The organism is Cupriavidus basilensis, assembly GCF_008801925.2.
Classification (GTDB): Bacteria; Pseudomonadota; Gammaproteobacteria; order Burkholderiales; family Burkholderiaceae; genus Cupriavidus; species Cupriavidus basilensis.
This window is the reverse complement of record NZ_CP062803.1, coordinates 3,729,958-3,752,418: the sequence shown is the minus strand read 5'-3', so window position 1 is coordinate 3,752,418 and position 22,461 is coordinate 3,729,958. Positions and strand designations below refer to the sequence as shown.

20 protein-coding genes are annotated in these 22,461 nt (G+C 66.9%); 6 read left to right on the top strand and 14 right to left on the bottom strand.

The window, feature by feature from the left end:
* Positions 1-8 precede the first annotated feature (8 nt).
* Positions 9-899: a LysR substrate-binding domain-containing protein gene (locus F7R26_RS17210; protein ID WP_150985975.1), complete on the bottom strand. Its 891-nt coding sequence runs from the start codon at positions 897-899 to the stop codon at positions 9-11.
* A 13-nt stretch (positions 900-912) separates the two neighbouring features.
* Positions 913-2,331 (bottom strand): FAD-binding oxidoreductase, encoded by a 1,419-nt coding sequence (locus F7R26_RS17205; protein ID WP_150985976.1) that lies wholly within the window; start codon positions 2,329-2,331, stop codon positions 913-915.
* Positions 2,332-2,571: 240 nt separating this feature from the next.
* On the opposite strand from F7R26_RS17205, the gene F7R26_RS17200 reads away from it, so the two are divergent.
* The 4 genes from F7R26_RS17200 (at position 2,572) to F7R26_RS17185 (ending at position 8,749) form a co-directional block, all read left to right on the top strand.
* On the top strand, positions 2,572-3,117 hold the full coding sequence (locus F7R26_RS17200) for a cob(I)yrinic acid a,c-diamide adenosyltransferase (RefSeq protein WP_150985977.1): 546 nt from the start codon (positions 2,572-2,574) through the stop codon (positions 3,115-3,117).
* 226 nt (positions 3,118-3,343) lie between these two features.
* Complete coding sequence (gene dnaK, locus F7R26_RS17195; RefSeq protein WP_150985978.1) at positions 3,344-5,308, top strand: molecular chaperone DnaK; 1,965 nt, start codon at positions 3,344-3,346, stop codon at positions 5,306-5,308.
* A gap of 175 nt (positions 5,309-5,483) precedes the next feature.
* The gene (dnaJ, locus tag F7R26_RS17190) at positions 5,484-6,632 is read left to right on the top strand and encodes a molecular chaperone DnaJ (RefSeq protein ID WP_150985979.1); all 1,149 of its coding nucleotides are present in this window, start codon (positions 5,484-5,486) and stop codon (positions 6,630-6,632) included.
* Positions 6,633-6,856: 224 nt separating this feature from the next.
* Positions 6,857-8,749, top strand: a complete 1,893-nt coding sequence (locus F7R26_RS17185; protein WP_241754355.1) for a chorismate-binding protein — start codon at positions 6,857-6,859, stop codon at positions 8,747-8,749.
* A 9-nt stretch (positions 8,750-8,758) separates the two neighbouring features.
* Here the strand turns inward: F7R26_RS17185 and F7R26_RS17180 are convergent, their stop codons facing one another.
* The 8 genes from F7R26_RS17180 to hda all read right to left on the bottom strand — a co-directional run bounded on the left by F7R26_RS17180 (position 8,759) and on the right by hda (position 15,586).
* On the bottom strand, positions 8,759-9,490 hold the full coding sequence (locus F7R26_RS17180; RefSeq protein WP_241754354.1) for an ATP-binding cassette domain-containing protein: 732 nt from the start codon (positions 9,488-9,490) through the stop codon (positions 8,759-8,761).
* Positions 9,487-10,185, bottom strand: coding sequence for an ABC transporter permease (locus F7R26_RS17175; protein ID WP_150985980.1), 699 nt, complete (start codon positions 10,183-10,185; stop codon positions 9,487-9,489). The genes F7R26_RS17180 and F7R26_RS17175 overlap by 4 nt, the downstream gene beginning before the upstream one ends.
* A 13-nt stretch (positions 10,186-10,198) precedes the next feature.
* Positions 10,199-11,020: a 3-methyl-2-oxobutanoate hydroxymethyltransferase gene (panB, locus tag F7R26_RS17170; protein WP_150985981.1), complete on the bottom strand. Its 822-nt coding sequence runs from the start codon at positions 11,018-11,020 to the stop codon at positions 10,199-10,201.
* A 211-nt stretch (positions 11,021-11,231) separates the two neighbouring features.
* Complete coding sequence (locus F7R26_RS17165) at positions 11,232-11,873, bottom strand: deoxynucleoside kinase (RefSeq protein WP_150985982.1); 642 nt, start codon at positions 11,871-11,873, stop codon at positions 11,232-11,234.
* 82 nt (positions 11,874-11,955) lie between these two features.
* Positions 11,956-12,474 carry a 2-amino-4-hydroxy-6-hydroxymethyldihydropteridine diphosphokinase gene (gene folK / locus F7R26_RS17160; RefSeq protein WP_150985983.1) on the bottom strand — a complete coding sequence of 173 codons (519 nt, stop codon included), beginning with the start codon at positions 12,472-12,474 and terminating at the stop codon, positions 11,956-11,958.
* Positions 12,474-14,087, bottom strand: a complete 1,614-nt coding sequence (gene pcnB, locus F7R26_RS17155; protein ID WP_150985984.1) for a polynucleotide adenylyltransferase PcnB — start codon at positions 14,085-14,087, stop codon at positions 12,474-12,476. The genes folK and pcnB overlap by 1 nt, the downstream gene beginning before the upstream one ends.
* Position 14,088: 1 nt before the next feature.
* A complete protein-coding gene (locus F7R26_RS17150; protein ID WP_150985985.1) occupies positions 14,089-14,763 on the bottom strand; it encodes a histidinol-phosphatase in 675 nt (224 codons plus the stop codon).
* Between the two features lie 115 nt (positions 14,764-14,878).
* Entirely contained in the window at positions 14,879-15,586 is a 708-nt protein-coding gene (gene hda / locus F7R26_RS17145) for a DnaA regulatory inactivator Hda (RefSeq protein ID WP_043349383.1), read from the bottom strand.
* Positions 15,587-15,864: 278 nt separating this feature from the next.
* On the opposite strand from hda, the gene purM reads away from it, so the two are divergent.
* Positions 15,865-16,917, top strand: a complete 1,053-nt coding sequence (gene purM / locus F7R26_RS17140; RefSeq protein ID WP_150985986.1) for a phosphoribosylformylglycinamidine cyclo-ligase — start codon at positions 15,865-15,867, stop codon at positions 16,915-16,917.
* Positions 16,918-17,012: 95 nt separating this feature from the next.
* On the opposite strand, the gene F7R26_RS17135 is transcribed toward purM, so the two are convergent.
* The 3 genes from F7R26_RS17135 to mutL all read right to left on the bottom strand — a co-directional run bounded on the left by F7R26_RS17135 (position 17,013) and on the right by mutL (position 20,622).
* Positions 17,013-17,516, bottom strand: coding sequence for a GNAT family N-acetyltransferase (locus F7R26_RS17135; RefSeq protein ID WP_150985987.1), 504 nt, complete (start codon positions 17,514-17,516; stop codon positions 17,013-17,015).
* A gap of 80 nt (positions 17,517-17,596) precedes the next feature.
* Positions 17,597-18,583 carry a tRNA (adenosine(37)-N6)-dimethylallyltransferase MiaA gene (gene miaA, locus F7R26_RS17130; protein WP_150985988.1) on the bottom strand — a complete coding sequence of 329 codons (987 nt, stop codon included), beginning with the start codon at positions 18,581-18,583 and terminating at the stop codon, positions 17,597-17,599.
* Between the two features lie 20 nt (positions 18,584-18,603).
* A complete protein-coding gene (gene mutL, locus F7R26_RS17125; RefSeq protein WP_150985989.1) occupies positions 18,604-20,622 on the bottom strand; it encodes a DNA mismatch repair endonuclease MutL in 2,019 nt (672 codons plus the stop codon).
* 156 nt (positions 20,623-20,778) lie between these two features.
* Here mutL and F7R26_RS17120 point away from each other — a divergent pair, with 156 nt between their 5' ends.
* Entirely contained in the window at positions 20,779-21,405 is a 627-nt protein-coding gene (locus tag F7R26_RS17120) for a VTT domain-containing protein (protein WP_241754543.1), read from the top strand.
* Between the two features lie 50 nt (positions 21,406-21,455).
* On the opposite strand, the gene F7R26_RS17115 is transcribed toward F7R26_RS17120, so the two are convergent.
* Entirely contained in the window at positions 21,456-22,304 is an 849-nt protein-coding gene (locus F7R26_RS17115) for a SirB1 family protein (RefSeq protein ID WP_150985991.1), read from the bottom strand.
* Positions 22,305-22,461: the final 157 nt, after the last annotated feature.

Genomic DNA, 22,461 nt, shown 5'->3' with positions numbered 1-22,461 from the left:
TGGCGGTGCTACCAGTCCAGGCTGAGCAGCCAGTCGACGAAATACCGTGCCTCGGGCTTGAGCGGCGCCTGTTCGCGCTCGACGATGTAGTAGCCGTGCGGCGACACCGACTCGATGTCCAGCAGCCGCACCATCTGGCCCAGTGACAGCCAGTGCCGGGCCATGCGCTGGCGCACCAGCGCCACGCCTTGGTTGGAGGCGATGGCTTCGAGCATCAGGCCGATGTCGTTGAACTGCGGGCCGGTCTGGGGCTCGGGCCAGTCCAGGCCGGCGGTCTCGAACCAGGGCTTCCAGGGTTCCAGCGGGCTGCGCAGCAGCACCAGGTTGTGCAGGTGCTCGGGTTTGGTGATGGCGCGGCCGTCGATGCGCTCGTAGTACTCGCGCCCGCAGGCCGGGAACACGGGCTCGACCAGCAGCTTGGTGGTTTTCAGGTCGGGGTAGCGCCCCGTGCCATAGCGGATCTCCACATCGGTGTCTTCCGCCTTCACGTCCAGGAAGGGGATGGCCAGGTGCAGCTCCGTGTCGATGTGCGGGTACAGCGCCGTGAACTCGGGCAGGCGTGGCACCAGGTGCTGGCGGCCGAAGGTGGGTGGGATCGCCACGCGCAGGCGGGTGCGCAGCTTGTTGTATTCGGGCCGGGCCAGTTCGTTGAGCGCCTTGAGGGCATCCTGCACATTGCGCAGGTAGCGCGTGCCGGCGGCCGTCAGCCGCAGCGCGGCGTTGGCGCGCACGAAGAGGTCCTCGCCCCACAGCTCCTCCAGGTTCTTGATGCGGTGCGACACCGCGCTGGGCGTGACCGACAGCTCCTCGGCCGCGCGGGCGAAGCTGCCAAGCCGGGCGGCGGCTTCGAACGCGATCAGCAGGTGCAGCGGCGGGACGCGGTTGAACACGGATGCCATGCCGCGCGCGCCCTTAGCGTGCCGGGCGGAAGATCTTGCCCGGGTTGAGGATGTGGTTGGGATCGAGCGCGTTCTTGATGGCGCGCATCAGGTCGAGCGCGTCTTCGCCGTGCTCGCTGACCAGGAAGTCCATCTTGTGCAGGCCCACGCCGTGCTCGCCGGTGCAGGTGCCGCCCATGGCCAGCGCACGCTCCACGATGCGCCGGTTGATGGTCTCGGCCTCGGCGAGCTCCTCGGGCTTTTCAGGGTCGGTGAGGATAGCGACGTGGAAATTGCCGTCGCCCACGTGGCCCACGATGGGGCAAGGCAGGCTGGACGCGTTGAGGTCACGCTCGGTCTCGGTCACGCAATCGGCCAGGCGGGAGATCGGCACGCACACGTCGGTGGTGACCGCCTTGCAGCCCGGCTTGAGCTGCAGCATGGCGAAGTAAGCGGTATGGCGCGCGTTCCACAGGCGGCTGCGGTCTTCCGGGCGCGTGGCCCACTCGAAGCCCTGGCCACCATTGTCGGCGGCGATCTGCTGCACCGTCTCGGCCTGCTCCTTGACGCCGGCCTCGGTGCCATGGAATTCGAAGAACAGGTGCGGTGCCTCCGGCATGGACAGGTTGTCGTGCCGGTTGATGGCGCGGATGGCCAGCGCGTCGACGAACTCCACGCGCGCGACAGGCACGCCCAGCTGGATGGTCTCGATGGTTGCCCGCACCGCGCTGCCCATGCTGGGGAAGCTGCAGATGGCCGCCGAGATGGCTTCGGGCTGCGGGTACAGCCGCACCGTCACCTCGGTGATGATGCCCAGCGTGCCTTCGCTGCCGATCATCAGGCGGGTCAGGTCGTAGCCGGCGGAGGACTTGCGGGCGTGGGTGCCGGTCTTGATGATGCGGCCGTCGGCGGTGACCACCGTCAGCGCCAGCACGTTCTCGCGCATGGTGCCGTAGCGCACCGCGTTGGTCCCGGAGGCGCGCGTGGCGCACATGCCGCCCAGCGAGGCATCGGCGCCCGGGTCGATCGGGAAGAACAGGCCGGAGTCCTTGATTTCCTGGTTCAGCTGCTTGCGTGTCACGCCCGGTTGCACCGTCACGTTCAGGTCTTCGGGTTGCACCGACAGCACCTTGTTCATCTGCGACAGGTCCAGGCTGATGCCGCCGGCCACCGCCAGCAGGTGGCCTTCGAGCGAGGAGCCGGCGCCATAGGCGATCAGCGGCACACGGTGCGCGTTGCACAGGCGGGCCACTTCGGCCACTTCCTCGGTGGTGTGGGCGAAGACCACGCCATCCGGCGCTGCCGGCGGGAAGGGGGACTCGTCGCGGCCGTGGTGGTCGCAGACACCGGGGGAGGTGGAGAAGCGTTCGCCGAAGCGGGCCTGCAGGGCGTCGCGCACGGTGGCGGGCAGGGGTTGGCGCACCAGCGCGGCGTGGGCAAGGGGTTGGTTCATGGCGTCTCCGGCGGGTCTGTGGGGGCCGGAGACGCGCAGCGCCGGCCATGGCAAGGCCGCGCTGAACGGCGCCGGCTATCGCACCCGGTAGCGTATCAAGCGAATCCCGTTATTCTACGCCGCGCCCGGGGCGGCTCGCTGGGCGGGCGCCGCAACCGCCACCCGGCTGCCGGGCAGCGCGCTAACGCGAAGGGCCGGATGCGCGCCATAATGCTGGATTCGCCAACGCAGGAGACCCGCATGGGCCATCGCCTCTCCAAGATCGCCACCCGCACCGGAGATGCCGGCACCACCGGGCTTGGCGATGGCAGCCGCACCAGCAAGGATAGCCTGCGCATTGCCGCCATCGGCGATGTGGACGAGCTCAACTCGAACCTTGGCGTGCTGCTCACCGAGACGCTGCCCGATGACGTCCGCTCGGCCTTGCTGCATATCCAGCACGACCTGTTCGACCTTGGCGGCGAGCTCTCCATCCCGGGCTACGTGCTGGTCAAGCCCGAGCAGGTGCTGCAGCTGGACGCATGGCTGGATCACTACAATGCCAACCTGCCACGCCTGGCCGAGTTCATCCTGCCGGGCGGCAGCCGGGCCGCGGCGGTGGCGCATGTGTGCCGCACGGTGTGCCGGCGCGCCGAGCGCGCGCTGGTGGCCCTGGGCGCGCAGGAAGCCCTCAACGAGGCGCCCCGCCAGTACCTGAACCGCTTGTCCGACCTGCTGTTCGTGCTGTCGCGCGTGCTCAACCGGGCCGGCGGGGGCAGCGATGTCCTGTGGCAGCGAGGCCGGTAGCCGCTCCTGTTTAAGTGACTCAAGATGCATAAAAACCACGCTTGGCGCGCAACGTCCCCTAACACCCTTCAACTTGGCCAGCCAGCCTGACGTTGATCAGAGGGAGAAGCCGAGAAATTTAGTCGGAATTGCATTTCCGGCCCTTGAAATGGCCCCGGACGGCCACATTTCGGCCTCAGGATGAATTGCAGTCCCCGTGGATAGCGGGGCTCAAGAGGAGAGAATAATGGGTAAGATCATCGGTATCGACCTCGGTACCACCAATAGCTGCGTCGCGATCATGGAAGGCAATACGCCCAAGGTGATCGAAAATGCCGAAGGCACACGTACCACCCCGTCGATCATCGCCTACATGGAAGACGGCGAGATCCTGGTCGGCGCGCCTGCCAAGCGCCAGGCGGTCACCAATCCGCGCAACACCCTGTACGCGGTGAAGCGCCTGATCGGCCGCAAGTTCGAAGAAAAGGAAGTGCAGAAGGACATCGGCCTGATGCCGTACTCCATCGTCAAGGCCGACAACGGCGACGCATGGGTATCGGTGCGCGACCAGAAGCTGGCGCCGCCGCAGGTGTCCGCCGAAGTGCTGCGCAAGATGAAGAAGACCGCCGAAGACTACCTCGGCGAGCCGGTGACCGAAGCCGTGATCACCGTGCCGGCTTACTTCAACGACTCGCAGCGCCAGGCCACCAAGGACGCTGGCCGCATCGCAGGCCTGGACGTCAAGCGCATCATCAACGAGCCGACCGCGGCCGCGCTGGCCTTTGGCCTGGACAAGAACGAAAAGGGCGACCGCAAGATCGCCGTGTATGACCTGGGTGGCGGCACGTTCGACATCTCGATCATCGAGATCGCAGATGTTGACGGCGAGAAGCAGTTCGAAGTGCTGTCGACCAATGGCGACACCTTCCTGGGCGGCGAAGACTTCGACCAGCGCATCATTGATTACATCATCGCTGAGTTCAAGAAGGACCAGGGCGTCGACCTGTCCAAGGACGTGCTCGCGCTGCAGCGCCTGAAGGAAGCCGCTGAAAAGGCCAAGATCGAACTGTCGAGCTCGCAGCAGACCGAAATCAACCTGCCGTACATCACGGCGGATGCCTCCGGTCCGAAGCACTTGAACCTGAAGATGACCCGCGCCAAGCTGGAATCGCTGGTCGAGGAACTGATCACCCGCACCATCGAGCCGTGCCGTATCGCCATCAAGGATGCCGGCGTCAAGGTCAGCGAGATCGACGACGTGATCCTGGTCGGCGGCATGACCCGCATGCCGAAGGTGCAGGAACAGGTCAAGGAGTTCTTCGGCAAGGAAGCGCGCAAGGACGTGAACCCGGACGAAGCCGTGGCCGTTGGCGCCGCGATCCAGGGTTCGGTGCTGTCGGGCGACCGCAAGGACGTGCTGCTGCTGGACGTGACGCCGCTGTCGCTGGGTATCGAAACCCTGGGTGGCGTGATGACCAAGATGATCACCAAGAACACCACCATCCCGACCAAGCATGCGCAGGTGTTCTCGACCGCCGACGACAACCAGCCGGCCGTGACCATCAAGGTGTTCCAGGGCGAGCGCGAGATGGCCACCGGCAACAAGCTGCTGGGCGAGTTCAACCTCGAAGGCATCGCGCCGGCCGCACGCGGCACGCCGCAGATCGAAGTCTCGTTCGACATCGACGCCAATGGCATCCTGCACGTGGGCGCCAAGGACAAGGCGACCGGCAAGGAAAACCGCATCACCATCAAGGCGAACTCGGGCCTGTCGGAAGACGAGATCCAGCGCATGGTGAAGGACGCCGAGGCCAACGCCGAGGAAGACAAGAAGGCCCGTGAGCTGGCGGATGCCCGCAACCAGGCCGACGCGCTGATTCACTCGACCAAGAAGGCTGTCACCGAATACGGCGACAAGCTGGAAGCGGGCGAGAAGGAAAAGATCGAAGCCGCGATCAAGGAACTGGAAGACGCCGCACGCGGCGGCGACAAGGCCGAGATCGATGCCAAGGTCAGCGCGCTGTCCGAAGCCAGCCAGAAGCTGGGCGAGCGTGTCTATGCGGACATGCAGGCCCAGGCCGGCGAAGCGGGTGCGGCGGGCGCCGCGGGCGCAGCCGGTGCCGGTGCTGCCGGCGCGGGCCATCAGCAAGCCCATCCGCAGGACGATAACGTCGTGGACGCCGAGTTCAAGGAAGTCAACGACAAGAAGTAATGGAAGAGCGGGGCGGGGGCGCGGTGCGCAACACCTGCGCCAGCCCCCATCCCGACGCCGGGCGACGGACATTGGACCAAGCGGGTTACCGCCGTCGAATGCCTCGCTCGGCTTTTTTGCTATTTCGCCCGGGCGGGCTTTGGACGCTTCCGGGCCCATCAGGTAAGCAGCCACCATGGCAAAACGTGACTTTTACGAAGTGCTCGGGGTGGGCAAGAACGCCGGCGACGACGAGATCAAGAAGGCCTATCGCAAGCTGGCGATGAAGCACCACCCGGACCGCAATCCGGACAGCAAGGATTCCGAAGAGAAGTTCAAGGAGGTCAAAGAGGCCTACGAGATGCTTTCGGACCCTGAGAAGAAGGCAGCCTACGACCAGTACGGCCACGCCGGCGTCGACCCCAACATGGCGGGCGGCTTCGGTGGCGGAGGCCAGGCCTACGGCGGTTTTGCCGAAGCCTTCGGCGACATCTTCGGCGATATTTTTGGCCAGCAAGGCGGCCAGGCTGGCGGCGGACGCCGTGGCGGCGGCCCGCAGGTATACCGCGGCGCCGACCTGCGCTACAGCATGGAAATCACGCTGGAGCAGGCCGCCCACGGCCACGACGCGCAGATCCGGGTGCCTCACTGGGACGAGTGCGAGCATTGCCACGGCAATGGCGCCGAGCCCGGCACCAATGTCGAAACCTGCCCGACCTGCCATGGCGCGGGCCAGGTGCGCGTGTCGCAAGGCTTCTTTTCGATGCAGCAGACTTGCCCCAAGTGCCACGGCACCGGCAAGCACATCCCCAAGCCGTGCACCAAGTGCCACGGTCAGGGCAAGCTGAAGTCGCAGAAGACGCTGGAAGTGAAGATTCCCGCCGGCATCGACGAGGGCATGCGCATCCGCTCCTCGGGCAATGGCGAGCCGGGCATCAACGGTGGCCCCCCGGGCGACCTGTATGTGGAAGTCCACATCAAGCAGCACGCGGTGTTCGAGCGCGACGGCGACGACCTGCACTGCCAGATGCCGATTTCCTTCGCCACCGCGGCGCTGGGCGGCGACCTGGAAGTGCCTACGCTGGGCGGCAAGGCCAGCTTCCCGGTGCCGGAAGGCACCCAGCCCGGCAAGACCTTCCGCCTGCGCGGCAAGGGCATCAAGGGTGTGCGCTCGGGCTACCCCGGCGACCTCTACGTGCACGTGAATGTGGAAACCCCGGTCAAGCTGACCGAGGCGCAGAAGGACATCCTGCGCCAGTTCGACCGCTCGGTGCATGAAGGTGGCTCGCGCCACAGTCCGCAGGAGCAATCCTGGCTGGATAAGGTGAAGAGCTTCTTCAGCTGATCTGGCTTGGGGCATGCGGCCGGCCACGCTTTGATGCGTGGCCGGCTTTTTTGTTTTCTGGGCGCCGCTCAAACCGTCGGCTTCGCAACAAGTGGCTCCTGGCCAAGCCACGCCCGTCCCCGGCCCTCTGCCCCTTGAGGGGATAGGGCCGGGGACAGGGCGGGCGCGCGATAATGCGATGTCGCCCGCCTCCCGGCGACCTCAATTTACGCTGGTGATTTCCCGTGGCAGTTTCCCCGATCCGCACGCTCCCCTTCCCGGCCAACGCCGAGCCTTTCGTCCTGCTCGACCATGCCACCGCCGCGCCGGGCGAGGCGGCATCACGCCTGTACACCGGCTTTGCCCGTGAAGACGTGCTGCCGGATGCCTCCGCGCTCGGCACGCTCGATGCCTTGCTGGCCGATGGCTGGCGCCAGGGCTGGCACGCCACGTTGTTCGCGCCTTACGAATTCGGCGGCCCGCTGATCGGCGTGCCGGTCCACGTCGATTGCGCATTGCCCTTCCACGATGGCGCGCTGCGCCTGTTGTGGTTCACGGAATTGCATCGGCTGGACAAGGCGCAGGTCGCGCAATGGCTGGCGCGGTCCCCGGATCAGCCGGCCGGCTTGATGGATGTCCTGGCCGACACGCCGGAGCCGGCCTTCCATGCCGCCATTGCTCGCATTCACCAATGGATCGAAGCCGGCGACACCTATCAGGTCAACTTCACGCAGCGCCTGCGCTTTACCGAGTTTGGCGATCCGCTGGCGCTCTATGCCGCCTTGCGGGCCGCCCAGCCAGTGCCCTACGGCGCGCTGGCGCGGTTCCCGGGCGATGGCTGGGTGCTGTCGCTATCGCCGGAATTGTTCGTCCGGCATGACGGCCAGGGCCAGTTGCTCACCCGCCCGATGAAGGGCACGGCGCCGCGCACGGGCGACGACGCGCGCGATGCCGAGGCCGCGCTGGCGCTGGCGGCCGACGCCAAGAACCGCGCCGAGAACGTGATGATCGTCGACCTGCTGCGCAACGACCTGGGCCGCGTCGCGGTGCCGGGTACGGTGGCCGTGCCCGATCGCTTCGTGGTGCAGCCCTTCGGCCAGGTGCTGCAGATGACCTCCACCGTCACTGCCACGGCGCGCGCCGGCACCAGCCTGGCGGATCTGATGGGCGCGCTGTTTCCCTGCGGCTCCATCACCGGCGCGCCCAAGCGGCGCACCATGGAGATCATCGGCGAGCTGGAGAGCGCGCCGCGCGGCCTTTACACCGGCTCGCTCGGCTGGATCGATGCGCCCGGCGAAGGGCAAGCGCAGGCATGGCCGGGTACCTTTGCGCTGTCGGTCGCCATCCGCACGCTGGTATTGGGCGCGCAGGGCGCCGACGGGCTGCGCGCGGGCGAGATGGGCGTGGGCGGTGGCATCGTGCATGACAGCGACGCCGCGGGCGAATTTGCCGAGTGCGGCTGGAAGGCGCGCTTCCTGACCGCGCACGATCCAGGCTTTACCTTGTTCGAAACCATGCGGGTGGAAAGCGGGGCATGCCAGCGCCTGGATCAGCATCTGGCGCGGCTGGCGGCTTCCGCTGCGTGCTTCGGCTTTGCGTTTGAGCGGGCTCGCGCGTTGGCGTTAGTGCAGGCGGCCATGGCGGATCTCGGGGCCGGCACCTGGCGCCTGCGGCTGGCGCTGGACAAGGCGGGCAGCTTCACCGTAGCCCACGGCCCGTTGGCGCCGCTCGCCGCGGTCCCGGTGCGCGTGGTGCTGGCCGCGCAGGCGCTGCCGGTCACGGACGCGTTGCGCCGCCACAAGACCAGCGCGCGTGCCGTCTATGATGCCGGCTGGCAAGCGGCCGAGCGCGCCGGCGCCTTCGACAGCCTGTTCTTCAACGCCCGCGGCGAGCTGCTTGAAGGCGGCCGCAGCTCCGTGTTCGTCAAGGTGCAAGGCGAGTGGCTGACGCCGCCGCTGGCCGCCGATATCCTGCCCGGCGTGATGCGCGCTGCGGTGCTGGGCGATGGTGCGCGCTACCTCGGCGGGACGGTGCGTGAGGCGGTTGTCACGCGTGCCATGCTGCTGGGCGCGGAGGCACTCGCGCTGGCGAACTCGCTGCGGGGCGTGCTATCTGCGCAGTTGCCGGTAACAGTCTGAGCCAGGCGTTCAGGGGTGGCGCGTATCCAGCCGCCCGTCACCAAGCTTCCAGCGCACCACGCCCGGCAGCTTGATCAGCTCGCGATCGTGGCAGACCATCACCACGCTGCGGCCTTCGGCGGCCAGCTCCTGCACCAAGCCGATCACCTGTTCGCGTGCGTGGCCGTCCAGGCTGGAGGTGGGCTCGTCCAGCAGCAGCAAATCGGGCTCCAGCACCTTGGCGCGGGCCAGTGCCACGCGCTGCACTTCGCCGCCGGACAGGCATTCGGGGGCGGTGTCCTGCACGTGCGTGATGCCGGCCCAGCCCAGCGCGGCTCCCACGCGCCGCCTGACTTCGTCGTCGGGCATGCCGCGCGCCTTCAGGCCATAGGCGATGTTCTCGCGCACTGAGGTGCGAAACAGGTAGGGATGCTGGTGCAGGTAGGCAATGCGCTGGCGCAGCGCGGCGGGCAGCGGATCGAGTGCGGCGCTGCGCGGCGTGCCGTCCGCGCTGGTCCAGGCCACCGTCGCGCCGGGTGCGCGCTCCAGCCCCGCCACCATGCGCAGCAGCGTGCTCTTGCCCGCGCCGTTGACACCGGTCAGCACCACCACAGCGGCGCGCGGGAAGGCCAGCTCGGCAATATCGAACAGCCGCCGCGCGCCTACCTGGCGCTGCAAGCCGCGCACCGTCAGCAGCGGCGGCAGCTGGGAAGGCGGCAACGCCTGCCCGTCAGGCGTGCGGCGCGCGGGCAGGGTGCTCATCGGCGAAATCCTCCCGCGCCTTGCAGCCACGCCAGCATCACATTGACGAGCACCGCCAGTGCGATCAGCACAACGCCCAGCGCGATACCCTGGGCGAATTCCCCCTTGCTGGTTTCCAGCGCGATGGCCGTGGTGATGGTTCGGGTGGCGCCTTCGATATTGCCGCCGATCATCAACGCCGAGCCGACTTCGGCAATGACCCGCCCAAAGCCCGCCACCAGCGCGGCCATCAGGCCGAAGCGCATCTCGCGCAGGACGGTGAAAAAGGTCCGCCAGCGCCCGGCACCCAGTACCCAGGCGGTTTCACGCAGCCGCGCATCCGCCCCCTGCAAGGTGGACAGGGCAAACGCCAGCACCACCGGGAAGCCGATCACCGCCTGCCCGAGCACCATGCCGCTGCGTGTGAACAGCAAGGAGAAATTGCCCAACGGCCCGTGGCGGGTAAACAGCAGGTAGAGGATCAGCCCGACCAGCACGGTCGGGAAGGAGAGGAAGGCCTGCGCCATCACGACCACCACGCGCCGCCCGGGAAAATCGTGGGTGGCGATCAGGTAGGCCGCGCCGATGGCCGGCACGGCGGCAATCGCCAGCCCGAGCACGGCCACCACCAGCGAGGTCCAGACGATGAACCAGATGGCGCCGTCACCGCTGGCCAGAAGCTGGAAGGCTGTCGCGGTGGCGGCACCGATCTCCATTGCCGGCGCGCGCTCAGGCCGAGAAGGTGTGTTCGACAGCCGGGAAGCTGCCGTCCTTCACGGCCGCCACGTAGGCGCGCACGGCGGCCTCGATCGAGCCGGCGCCTTCCATGAAGTTGCGCACGAACTTGGCCTTGCGGCCCGGGTAGACGTTGATCATGTCCTGCAGCACCAGGACCTGGCCGGAGCAATCCGCGCCGGCGCCGATGCCGATGGTCGGGATGTTCAGCAGGCCGGTGACCACGCCAGCCACGGCTGCCGGCACGGCTTCCATCACGATCAGCTGGGCGCCCGCCGCTTGCAGCGCGAGCGCGTCGCGCTTGAGCTGCGCCGCGCTTTCGTCGGTCTTGCCCTGCACCTTGAAGCCGCCCAGCGCGTGCACCGACTGCGGCGTCAGGCCAATGTGGCCGCACACCGGAATGCTGCGCTCGACCAGGAACTTGACGGTGGGCGCGAGCCAGTCGCCGCCCTCCAGCTTGACCATTTGCGCGCCGGCCCGCATCAGCGCCACGGCGCTGGTGAAGGTGGCTTCCGGGGTGGGATAGGTGCCGAATGGCAGGTCCGCCACCAGCAGCGCGCTCTGGTTGCCGCGTGCCACGCATTCGGTGTGATAGACAACTTGTTCCAGCGTCACGGGCAGCGTGGTCTGCTGGCCTTGCATGACATTGCCAAGGGAGTCGCCGACCAGCAGCACCTCGACCCCGCAGTAGTCGAGCAGCGCGGCGAAGCTGGAGTCGTAGGCGGTCAGCATGGCGATTTTCTCGCCGGCGGCGCGCATCGCTTGCAGCTTGGGGATGGTGACGGTCTTGCGGGAGGGGTCGAGGAGGTAACTCATGACGATGGGCCGGTAGAGAGACGGGAGCCGGGCCGGCCGCAATGCCGCAGTGCATTCATGATCGCTGCATCAACGCATCTGCATCCGTGCGGCAAGGCCTTTGCCCCTTTCAGTTCGTACTGCGCGAGGCGCTCGGCCCCAGGATGGGGCCACGGGATTCGCGGCAGCGACTGCTGTCGTTATGGTGAAGGCTGGCAGGCCAGAGAGCCTGTCAGGGCGCAGCGAGATTGAGAAAGGCCTTGCGGCCACGCATGTTTTCGATGCGCGACAGTAGTGTACGGAAATCGGCGTCGTTGTCTACCGGGCTAAAGTGGGCGGTGTCGACGATCATGACCGGTGCCTCGTCGTAGCGATGGAACAGCTCGCCGTAGGCATCCGACAACCGCTCCAGATAGGCATCGTCGATGCTGGACTCGCCAGGTGCATTGCGCCGGGCGATGCGCTCGCGCAGCAGGGCGGGTGAGGCCTGCAGCACGATGACGAGGTCTACGCGCTGGCCTTGGGCCGGCAGGCGCGCGGCGAGGGCGTCGTACAGCGCCAGTTCGTCCTCGGGCAGTGTCAGCCCGGCGTAGAGGCGGTCCCTGGTGTGCAGGAAATCGCCCACCATGCGCTGGCCCGCCAGCAGTGCCGCCTGCCAGGCCTTGAGCTGCTGCGCGCGCTGGTTCAGCAGCGACAGCTGCAGGGGTAGCGCGTATCGCGCGGGCTCGCGGTAGTAGCGCTCCAGGAAGGGGTTTTCACGCGCCGCATCAAGCAATTCGCCGGTGCGCAGGGTTTGCGCCAGGCGTTGCGCGAGCGCGGTCTTGCCGGCTCCGATGGGGCCTTCCACCACAATGCGGCGCAAGTGTTCGAGCATGGGCGGGTCCGGTCGGCTAGGGAGGAACTACACAGTACAGGGCGGATAAAGCGGGGCCGGCTTGCCGCTGCCGGCCATGGCCTCAGGAATCGCTGCGCGCGTCCAGTTGCCGCGTGCACTTGCAAAAGGAGACCTTCTCGACGCGCTGCGCGCTGACCGCGGCCAGGTAATCCGCTGCAGGGCCAAGGCCGGGGATAACCAGTTCGGCATCCAGCTCAAGCAGCGGCACCAGCGTGAAGGCGCGTTCGGCCAGGCGTGGATGCGGCACCACCAGCTTTTCGTCCTGGTGGATTTCGTCGCCAAAGACCAGCAGGTCCAGGTCGAGGGTGCGTGGTGCGTTGCGGAAAGGCCGCTCGCGGCCGAACTGATCCTCGATGTGGTGACAGATGCGCAATAGCTGGGCGGCGGTGAACGAGGTCTCTACCTTGACCACCGCGTTGTAGTAGTCGTTGCCCGTCGCATCGACCGGGGCCGTGCGATAGAGCGACGATCTCGCCAGCACCGTGATGCCGACCTGCTGGGCCAGGCACACGATGGCATCTTTCAGAGCCTGCCGGGCGTCACCCAGGTTGGCTCCGATGCCGATAAAGGCAAGTGTCATTACGATTCCTCCGGCTGGACGCGTACCTTGCCGGTTTTCCGGTCTGCAGTGGAGCCGGATTCCTGGCTCGCGTCCATATCACTCCGCGGAGAAACTTTATCCGATTTCCGCGGACTGCGCCGACGGCGCTTCTTGCGTGCCGGGCCGCCGCTGTCGCCGCTATCGCCATCTCCGGCGGGCTCAAAGCCATCGGCATCGCCCGCGCCGCCGCTGCCGCCGCCGCCTTGCTTGCCGGCGCCGCGCACCGGGCGCACTGCTTCGATCAGGTCCTCGCGGCCGTGGCTATCGGCATCCTGGAAGTCCTGCCACCATTTCGCCAGTTCGGCCGGCTGCTCGCCGGATTCGCAGCGCAGGTAGAGGAAATCGAAGCCGGCACGGAAGCGCGGCGATTCGATCAGGCGGAACGGCATGCGGCCCACGCGCTTCTCGAAGCGCGGCTGCATGCCCCAGATGTCCCGCATGTCGGTGACAAAGCGGCGCTGGATGGCGAGCTGGCCGGTCTGGCGCTCCAGCACGTCGTCCATGGCGATATTGAGCGCGGCGATGGCGTGTTCGCCTTCCTCGCGCAGCGTGGTCCAACGCTGCAGCACGTGGTGCCATAGCAGCGCGGCAAACAGGAAGCCCGGCGAGACCGGCTTGCCGACCTGCACGCGCTGGTCCGTGTTGTCCAGCGCCAGCTGCACGAAGCGCTGGCCCATCGGCTGCTCCAGCGCGACATCCAGCAGCGGCAGCAGGCCGCGGTGCAGGCCGGCTTTGCGCAGCTCCTGCAGCGATGCCCAGGCATGGCCTGACATCAGCAGCTTGAGCATCTCGTCGAACAGGCGCGCGCTGGGCACATTGTGGATCAGCGAGGCCAGGTCGGCGATCGGTTGGCGGGTGTCTTCGTCGATCGTGAACCCGGTCTTGGCGGCGAAGCGCACCACGCGCAGCATGCGGATGGGGTCCTCGCGGTAGCGCGTGACCGGATCGCCGATCATGCGCAGCGTGCGCGCGCGGATGTCCTCCATGCCCTGGTGGTAGTCGTACACCAGTTGCTGGGCGGGGTCGTAGTACATCGCGTTGATGGTGAAGTCGCGGCGTTCCGCGTCTTCGGCCTGCGAGCCCCACACGTTGTCGCGCAGCACGCGGCCCGAGGCATCGATCGCGTGGGTCTTGCTGTCAAGCTCGGAGCGCTTGAGGCGGCGCCCTTCGGGCAAGGTCTCGCTGGCGACCGCGTCGACCAGCGCGCGGAAGGTCGAGACTTCAATGATTTCCTGCTCGCGCCCGCCATAGAACGTCACGTGCACGATCTGGAAGCGCCGGCCGATGATGCGCGAGCGGCGGAACAGCGCCTGCACCTGGTCAGGCGTGGCGTTGGTGGCGACGTCGAAGTCCTTGGGCTTGATGCCTAGCAACAGGTCGCGCACCGCGCCGCCGACGATAAACGCGTCGTAACCTGCCTGCTGCAGCGTGGAGGTGACCTTGATGGCATTGCGCGAGATCAGCGACTGGTCGATCTGGTGCTCGGCATGCGTAACGATATTCGGCGTATGGGCGCGCTGGCCGCGGCGTTTGACGGGGCGCTGCTGGGTGCCCGGCTTGCCTAGCAGCCGGTTGATTAGCTTTTTGATCACGTCAGAACAGGTCCATGATGCGCCAGCCTGACGCGGCGGCGTGGTGACGCAGGCGATCGTCCGGGTTGGCGGCGATCGGCTCGCTGACCTTCTCCAGCAGCGGCAGGTCGTTGGCCGAATCGCTGTAGAAGGTGGTGTTTTCGAAGGCATCCCATTGGGTGCCCATGCTTTTTAGCCAGGCTTCCACCCGGGTTATCTTGCCCTCGCGGAAGCTGGGAATGCCATCCACTTCGCCGGTGAAGGCGCCGTCGGGCTTGCCGTTGGCGGTGGCCGGCTCGGTGGCGATCAGGTGCTTGATGCCGAAGGCCGCCGTGATCGGGGCGGTGACGAAACTATTGGTAGCGGTGACCACGGCGCACAGGTCGCCGGCGTCGAGGTGCTTGTAGACCAGTGCGCGTGCCTGCGGCGTGATGACCGGATCGATCACTTCACGCATGAACTGGCTGCGCAACGCTTCCAGGCGGTCGCGCGGATTGGCTGCCAGCGGCGCCAGCGCGAAACGCAGGAAGGCATGGATATCCAGGGTGCCAGCCTTGTAATGGCCGAAGAACTCGTCGTTCCTGCGGCGGTAGAATTCCTCGTCGACAACGCCCAGGCGTACCAGGAAGCGGCCCCATTCGTGGTCGCTGTCGGTCGGGAGCAAGGTGTGGTCGAGGTCGAACAATGCCAGATTCATGGGCGGCGATTTTACATTAACGTGACTGTGAGAGCTTTCTTAACGTCTCTGGATGCCAACAAAGGCAAGCACGGTGCATGCCATGGGTCACGCGCGCTGGCGCGCAGGCCTTGGCTCACTCGCGCAACTCGGCAAACATTTCCCGCAGCAGGGGCAGCGTGACAGCGCGCTTGCGCTCCAGCGAATAGGTGTCCAGCGCGTCCAGCAGTGCCATCAGGCTGGGCATGTCGCGGTATTTGCGCGTGACCAGCCAGTGCGGGATTTCCGGCGAAAGCTGCAGCCCGCGCTCGCGCGCAGCCTGCACCAGCGCCGCCATCTTGTCCTCGTCCGACAGCGGTGCCAACTGATAGACCAGGCCCCAGCCCAGCCGCGTGCGCAGGTCCTCGCGCACCGGCATGGCCAGCGGCGCCTGGCTGCCGGCCACCACGATGGCGGTGCGCACGTGAGCCCGGACCTCGTTATACAGCGAGAACACGGCGATCTGGCGCGCTTCGTCGAGCAGTTCCACATCGTCCACGGTGTAGAGCTGGCAGCTCGGGTCGAAGATGAAGTCCGACAGGGCGTGATGCGGGCTCAGGTAGCGGCAACGGATGCCGGCCTGGTAGCCGCTGTCGCAGACCGCATGCAGCAGATGGGTGCGGCCCGAGCCCACTTCGCCCCACAGGTAGATCAGGCGGTCGGCGGCCCGCTCCTGCGCCACCGCCGTGGCCAGGTCGCGCAGGCGCTGCACCGGCTCGCGGTTGACCGCAACGAAAAAATTTTCGAAGGTCGAGGGCGGCGGACTGCCAAGTTCAAGCGATAGCTGCTTGGGACGCTGAAACATGACTTATCGGTTACTTTTGGTACGGATCATCTGTCAGGTAAACGCGTCGCGGCTGGCATGCGCTGACCGCCTGTAGGGCGCGGGCAGAACGGCCGGTGGCTGCCGGAATCATCTTCATCGGGAATGGCTGCGGACAATACTTCATGACACGGAACACCGGAAACTGGAAGCCGGAAGCCCGTATCCGTTAAAATTGCAATTCTACTGGACTCGCGGCCGCAAATCGCCGTCGTGAGCGCCGCATTCCTCACTTCATACTCCAGGAAAAGCAGGTTCCCATGAGCGCATCCCCCACTTCCGGCCAGGCAGGCCTCTCCTACCGCGATGCCGGCGTCGATATCGACGCGGGCGACGCGCTCGTCGACCGCATCAAGCCGTTCGCCAAGCGCACCATGCGCGAAGGCGTGATGGCCGGCATCGGGGGCTTCGGCGCACTGTTCGAACTGTCCAAGAAATACAAGGAGCCGGTGCTGGTCTCCGGCACGGACGGCGTGGGCACCAAGCTCAAGCTGGCCTTCCAGCTGAACCGCCACGACACGGTGGGCCAGGACCTGGTCGCCATGAGCGTCAACGACATCCTGGTGCAGGGCGCCGAGCCGCTGTTCTTCCTCGACTACTTCGCCTGCGGCAAGCTCGACGTGGAAACCGCGGCGACCGTGATCAAGGGCATCGCCCACGGCTGCGAGCTGTCCGGCTGCGCGCTGATCGGTGGCGAAACCGCCGAAATGCCCAGCATGTACCCCGATGGCGAGTACGACCTGGCCGGCTTCGCGGTCGGCGCCGTGGAGAAGAGCCGCATCATCGACGGTACCACCATCGTGCCGGGCGACGTGGTGCTGGGCCTGGCTTCGTCGGGCGCGCACTCCAACGGCTACTCGCTGGTGCGCAAGATCATCGAAGTGGCCAAGCCTGACCTGAACGCAGACTTCCACGGCCAGCGCCTGCAGGACGCCATCATGGCGCCCACCCGCATCTACGTGAAGCCGCTGCTGTCGCTGATCGAGACCCTGCCGGTCAAGGGCATGGCCCACATCACCGGCGGCGGCCTGACCGAGAACGTGCCGCGCGTACTGGCGCAGAACGTGACCGCCGTGCTGCAGCGCGACGCCTGGACCCTGCCGCCGCTGTTCCAGTGGCTGCAAGCCCAGGGCAACGTCGCCGATGACGAAATGCACCGCGTGTTCAACTGCGGCATCGGCATGGTGGTGATCGTCGCCAAGCAAGACGCTGACCGCGCCATTCGTCACCTGCAAGCCGCTGGCGAAGCCGTGTGGCAGATCGGCGAGATCCGCGAGCGTGAAGAAGGCCAGGCGCAGACCATCGTGGTCTGAGCGGTCCCGCTCCAATAAAAAAACGGCGCATGCTCAGGCATGCACCGTTTTTTTTTGCCCGCCGGGCGCAGACCGTCGATCGACGGTCTGCCGAGTCACTCCGTCGCGCCCAGCTTCGCCAGCGCGTCCCCAGTCACCCGGCAAATTCGCCAGTCCGGCATCACGTCCGCACCCATTGCCCGGTAGAAATCAATGGAAGGCGTGTTCCAGTCCAGCACGCTCCATTCAAAGCGGCCGCAGCCGCGCTCCACCGCCAGCGCCGCAAGATGCTTGAGCAGGACCTTGCCCAGCCCATGGCCGCGCCAGGCGGGGTCGACATAGAGATCTTCCAGATACAGCCCGGGCTTGGCCAGGAAGGTCGAGAAATTGTGGAAGAACAAGGCGAACCCGACGGCCTGCGGACCCTCAGTGCCGGGGACTTCCACCAGCACAGCCTCGGCATGCGGGCGCGGGCCAAAAAGCGCCTCGCGCAGTTTTTCCGGCGTGGCTTCGACCAGGTGGGTGAGTTTCTCGTATTCGGCCAGTCCCGTGATCAGCGCGAGCAAGGTTTCGCAATCGTCGGCAGTGGCGGGGCGCAGTACGAAATCGGTGGCAGACATGGTGGGATTTGACGTTATCGGCAAGATATGGACGACGATTATCGCTGATCCGTCACACCTGTCCTCTCCCCGCAGTGACGCTACGCTTGCCCGATCCGCGCCAGCCGCGCTACCTGCGCGACATAGTCCGGCGCCAGGCAGTCCACAACCTCCCGCTCGGGCGTGCTGCGCAGCCAGGTCAGCTGGCGCTTGCAGAGCTGGCGGGTGGCGGCCAGGCCGCGCTCGCGCATGGTGTCGAAATCGGTCTCGCCATCGAGGTATTCCCACACCTGCCGGTAGCCGACGCAGCGGATCGAGGGTAGCGTGGGCTGCAGGTCGCCGCGCGCACGCAGCCGTTGCACTTCCTCGATAAAGCCGCCCGCCAGCATGGCGTCGTAGCGGGTGGCGATACGCGTGTGCAGTACGGCGCGGTCCGACGGCTCCAGCGCGATCACGCGGTAGCGCCGGTCGGCTGCGCCGGCAAAGGTGCGCTCGTCGGCCTGCCGCGCCAGCAGCGCCGACATGGGCTGGCCGGACAGGCGGTGGATCTCCAGTGCGCGCTGGATGCGCTGGGCATCGTTGGGCGCGAGGCGGGCCGCGGTGACCGGGTCGACCTCGCCCAGCATGGCATGCAGCGCCGGCCAGCCGCGTTCGGCGGCCAGCGCGTCCAGCTCGGCACGCAGGGCGGGATCGGCTTGCGGGAGGTCGTTCAGGCCCTGTGTCAGCGCCTTGTAGTACAGCATGGTGCCGCCGACGATCAGCGGCTCGCGGCCGCGCGCGCGGATCTCCACGATCAGCCGCTCGGCGTCGCTGACGAACTGGGCGGCCGAGTAGCTATCGGCCGGATCGATGATGTCGATCAGGTGGTGCGGCACCGTGGCCAGTTCGGCGGGCGAGGGCTTGGCGGTGCCGATGTCCATCTCGCGGTAGACCAGGGCCGAGTCCAGGCTGATGATCTCGATCGGCGTCTGTGCGGCCAGCGCCAGTGCCGCGGCGGTCTTGCCGGAGGCGGTGGGGCCGAGCAGGCAGACCACCGGCGCGTGGCCTGATGCGGGCGCGGCGGTGCCGCTGGGCGAGGCTGTTGTCATCGAGTCGTTGGGCACGCGGCTTACTGCCCGCGCAGGAACAGGCGATCGAGTTCCGCCACGGTCAGCTGCACCCAGGTGGGCCGGCCGTGATTGCACTGGTCGGCGCGCTCGGTCTGCTCCATCTGGCGCAGCAGCGCGTTCATTTCTTCCAGCGTGAGCTTGCGGTTGGCGCGCACCGCGCTGTGGCAAGCCAGCGTGGCCAGCAGTTCGTTCTGGCGCTCGACCAGCACGCGCGAGCCACCGAAGGCTTGCAGGTCGCGCAGCACGTCGCGCGCCAGGGCTTCGGTGTCGGCCTGCTTGAGCAGCGCGGGAATCGCGCGGATTGCCAGCGTGGTGGGCGAGACCTGCGCGATGTCGAAGCCGAGCAGGGTGAGGGTTTCCTGATGCTCTTCGGCCGTGCCGATTTCCACCGGGCTGGCTGTGAGCGTGACCGGGATCAGCAGCGACTGCACCGCGAGCTCGCGCGCTTCGAGCGCGGTCTTGATCTGCTCGTAGAGGATGCGCTCGTGGGCGGCATGCATATCCACCAGCACCAGGCCGCGCGCGTTTTGCGCCAGCACATAGATGCCGTGCAACTGCGCGATGGCATAGCCCAGCGGGCTGGCCTCGTCTTCGGGAAGTTCCTGGCGGCCCAGCTGGTCCAGCAGGCCGGGCGCGTCGTTCTCCCGCGCGGCTTGCGCATCGGCCAGCCAGGCCGGGGGCGTGGCGCCCGGGCCGGCCGGCGGGGCATAGGCGGGGCCGCGTGAAAACCCGCCGCCCGGCTGGATCGCGTCGCGCACCATGCCGAGGTAGGCCTGCCGGGGCTGGGCCACGCCGAGCTCGGTCTGCCGTGCGGCGGCAGTGTAGTCGACCCATGGGCGCGGGCTGGCGCCGCCGCCCATGCCGCCGCTTCTGCCCGATCCGCCGGAGCCACCGGAGCCAGCGCCAAAGCTACGCGCGCCCGGGAATCCGCCGGCGCCGCCAATTGGCTCGGCCGCCGCCGGATCGGCCGCGTCGACCGACGTATGCAGGCTGTCGCCCTGCTCGCCGGCCTGCCGCGCCAGGCAACGCTGCACGGCGTGGTAGACAAACTGGTGCACCGAACGCGATTCGCGGAAACGCACTTCGATCTTGGACGGGTGCACGTTCACGTCCACCATCTCGGGCGGCAGGTCCATGCACAGCACATAGGAGGGGAAGCGGTCGCCGTGCAGCACGTCCTGGTAAGCACTGCGCACGGCGTGGGTCAGCAGCTTGTCACGCACGTAGCGGCCGTTGACGAAGAAGAACTGCTGGTCCGGGCGCCCGCGCGAGGCGGTGGGCAGCCCGGCAAAGCCGTACAGGTGCAAGCTGCCGGCCTCTTCATCCAGCGGCAGCCGGGCGTTGGCGAAGTCGGCGCCCAGCACCTGGGCGGTGCGCGTGGCGACGTCGCCGGCGTTCCAGTGCTCCATCGGACGGCCATTGTGATGGACCGAGATGGTCACGTCCGGGCGCGCCAGCGCCGCGCGCCGCACCATCTCCAGGCAGTGGCCAAACTCGGTTTGTTCGGATTTCAGGAACTTTCTGCGCGCTGGCGTGTTGAAGTAAAGGTGCTGCACGTCGACGGTGGTGCCCACGCCGCCGGATGCGGGCTGTACCACGCCGGTATCGGCGATCACCTGCGTCGCGTGGGTATCGCTGGCGGTGCGGCTGGTCAGGGTCAGCTCGGACACCGAGGCGATCGAGGCCAGTGCTTCGCCGCGAAAGCCAAGCGTCAGCACCGCTTCGAGCTCGTCCAGCGAGGCGATCTTGCTGGTGGCGTGGCGCTTGAGCGCGACTGGCAGCTCATCGGCGGGAATGCCGCAGCCGTTGTCGGCAATCACGATGCGGCGCACGCCACCTTCCTCCAGGCGGAGGTTGAGCTGGGTGGCGCCAGCGTCCAGCGCGTTCTCCAGCAGTTCCTTGACCACGGAGGCGGGGCGCTCCACCACCTCGCCGGCCGCGATCTGGCTGATCAGCTGGTCGGGCAGGGGGCGGATGGGACGGAGCGGCTGGGCTGGGTGCGGGGCTTGGGCAGGCATGGGCGGAATTATACGTGGGTGCGCCGCCTGGCCCATGGGCGCGCGATGGATGAAAAGTGGCTGGGGAAGGTGACTTTGGCGCCCGTCCGGTCTTGTATGATGTCGGCAAATTATCGAACGGGGATCGAATTGGATATCGCATTGCAGTTCATCGACATGCTGCTGCACGTCGACAAATACCTAGGCACCGTCATCCAGAACTACGGCGCGTGGGTCTACGCCATCCTCTTCGCCATCGTGTTCGCGGAGACCGGGCTTGTGGTGCTGCCTTTTCTCCCGGGCGATTCCCTGTTGTTTATTGCCGGCGCCTTCTGCGCCACGCACGCCATGAATGAATGGGCGCTGGTCGGCCTGCTGCTGGTGGCGGCGATCGGCGGCAATACGGTCAACTACTTTGTCGGCAGCTGGGTCGGGCCGAAGGTGTTCGACGGCCATTGGCGCTTCCTGGACCAGCAGGCGCTGCGCAAGACCCACGATTTCTACGAGCGCCATGGCGGCAAGATGCTGGTGATGGCCCGTTTCCTGCCGATCGTGCGTACCTTCGCGCCGTTCGTGGCCGGCGTGTCGCAGATGACGTTTGCCAAGTTCCAGCTGTTCAACGTGATCGGCGCGGCGGCCTGGGTGCTGGGCCTGGTGTTTGCCGGCTACTTCTTCGGCAACCTGCCGTTCATCAAGCAGTACCTGAACCTGATCGTGCTGGCGGGCATCGGCGCGGCCGTGGTGCCGCTGGTGCTGGGCGGCCTGTGGAAGCTCGTGCGGGGCGGCAAGCGCCGTCCTTCCTGAGCCAAGCGGGGGCAGGCCCCGGCCTGCCCCGCCTGGGTTTCAGGTGACTTTCAGCTGACGCTGCGGCTCATCATGCGCAGCGCCGGCATGCGGTCGCGGATCTGCGTGGTGTCGGCCGCATCCGGGCGCGCCATCACATAGGCTTCCAGGTCGGCCAGCGCCGGGCGGAAGCACTCCAGGTTGGCATACGCCAGCCCGCGGTCGCGGACCTCCTCGATCGAGCCGGGCAGCAGGATCACCAGGCGGTTCTGCACCGCCAGCAAGCGCTGCCAGCGCGACTCCTGCAGATAAATCGACTTGAGATTGCGCAGCATGCGCGCCACGATCTCGCGGTGGCTGGCCACCTGCAGGAACAGGCCCAGCGGCACCTCGTTGGGATCCGCGATGCCCTCGCGCTCCAGGTGCGGGTCGAGCATCTCCTGCAACTGTTCCTTTGACAAGGTCTCGCCGGTGAGCGGGTCCACCACCACTTCGCCGGCCGGAATCGACATCCGCACCAGGAAATGGTTAGGGAAGGACACGCCCTTGAGCGGCAGCCCGATGTGCTGGCCCAGCTCCATATAGAGTACCGCCAGCGAAATCGGGATGCCGCGCCGCTGCTTGAGCACGACGTTCAGGTACGAATTGTCGGGGTCGTAGTAGTCGTTCGCGTTGGCGCCGAAGCCCAGGTCGCGGTAGAAGAAATGATTGAGCAGGCGCATGCGCTGGATGGCCGGCGTACCTTCGGCGACGCGGCGTTTCAGGCGTACCGCGAGCATGTCGAGCGCTGCGAGCTCTGCCTGCAGGTCCAGGTCCGGATAGGCGTCCTGGGCGATCGAGAGCACGGTCTCTGTCAGCGGGATACCGTTCTCGTCTGCCACGAGACTGGCAAAGTATTCCAGGACTTTCGTGGTTGTCATTGCGGCGTTCCTGAATGCGGCCTGGCGGCTGTCCCGGATGAATGCTGGCGGCGTGGCGTGCATTCCCGAACGGTAGGGTGTTGGTACCGTCCGCGGTCGCGCGCCTGGGCAGAACCGCTTCGTTTCATTCTGACACAACCTCAGTAGCCTTGACCCT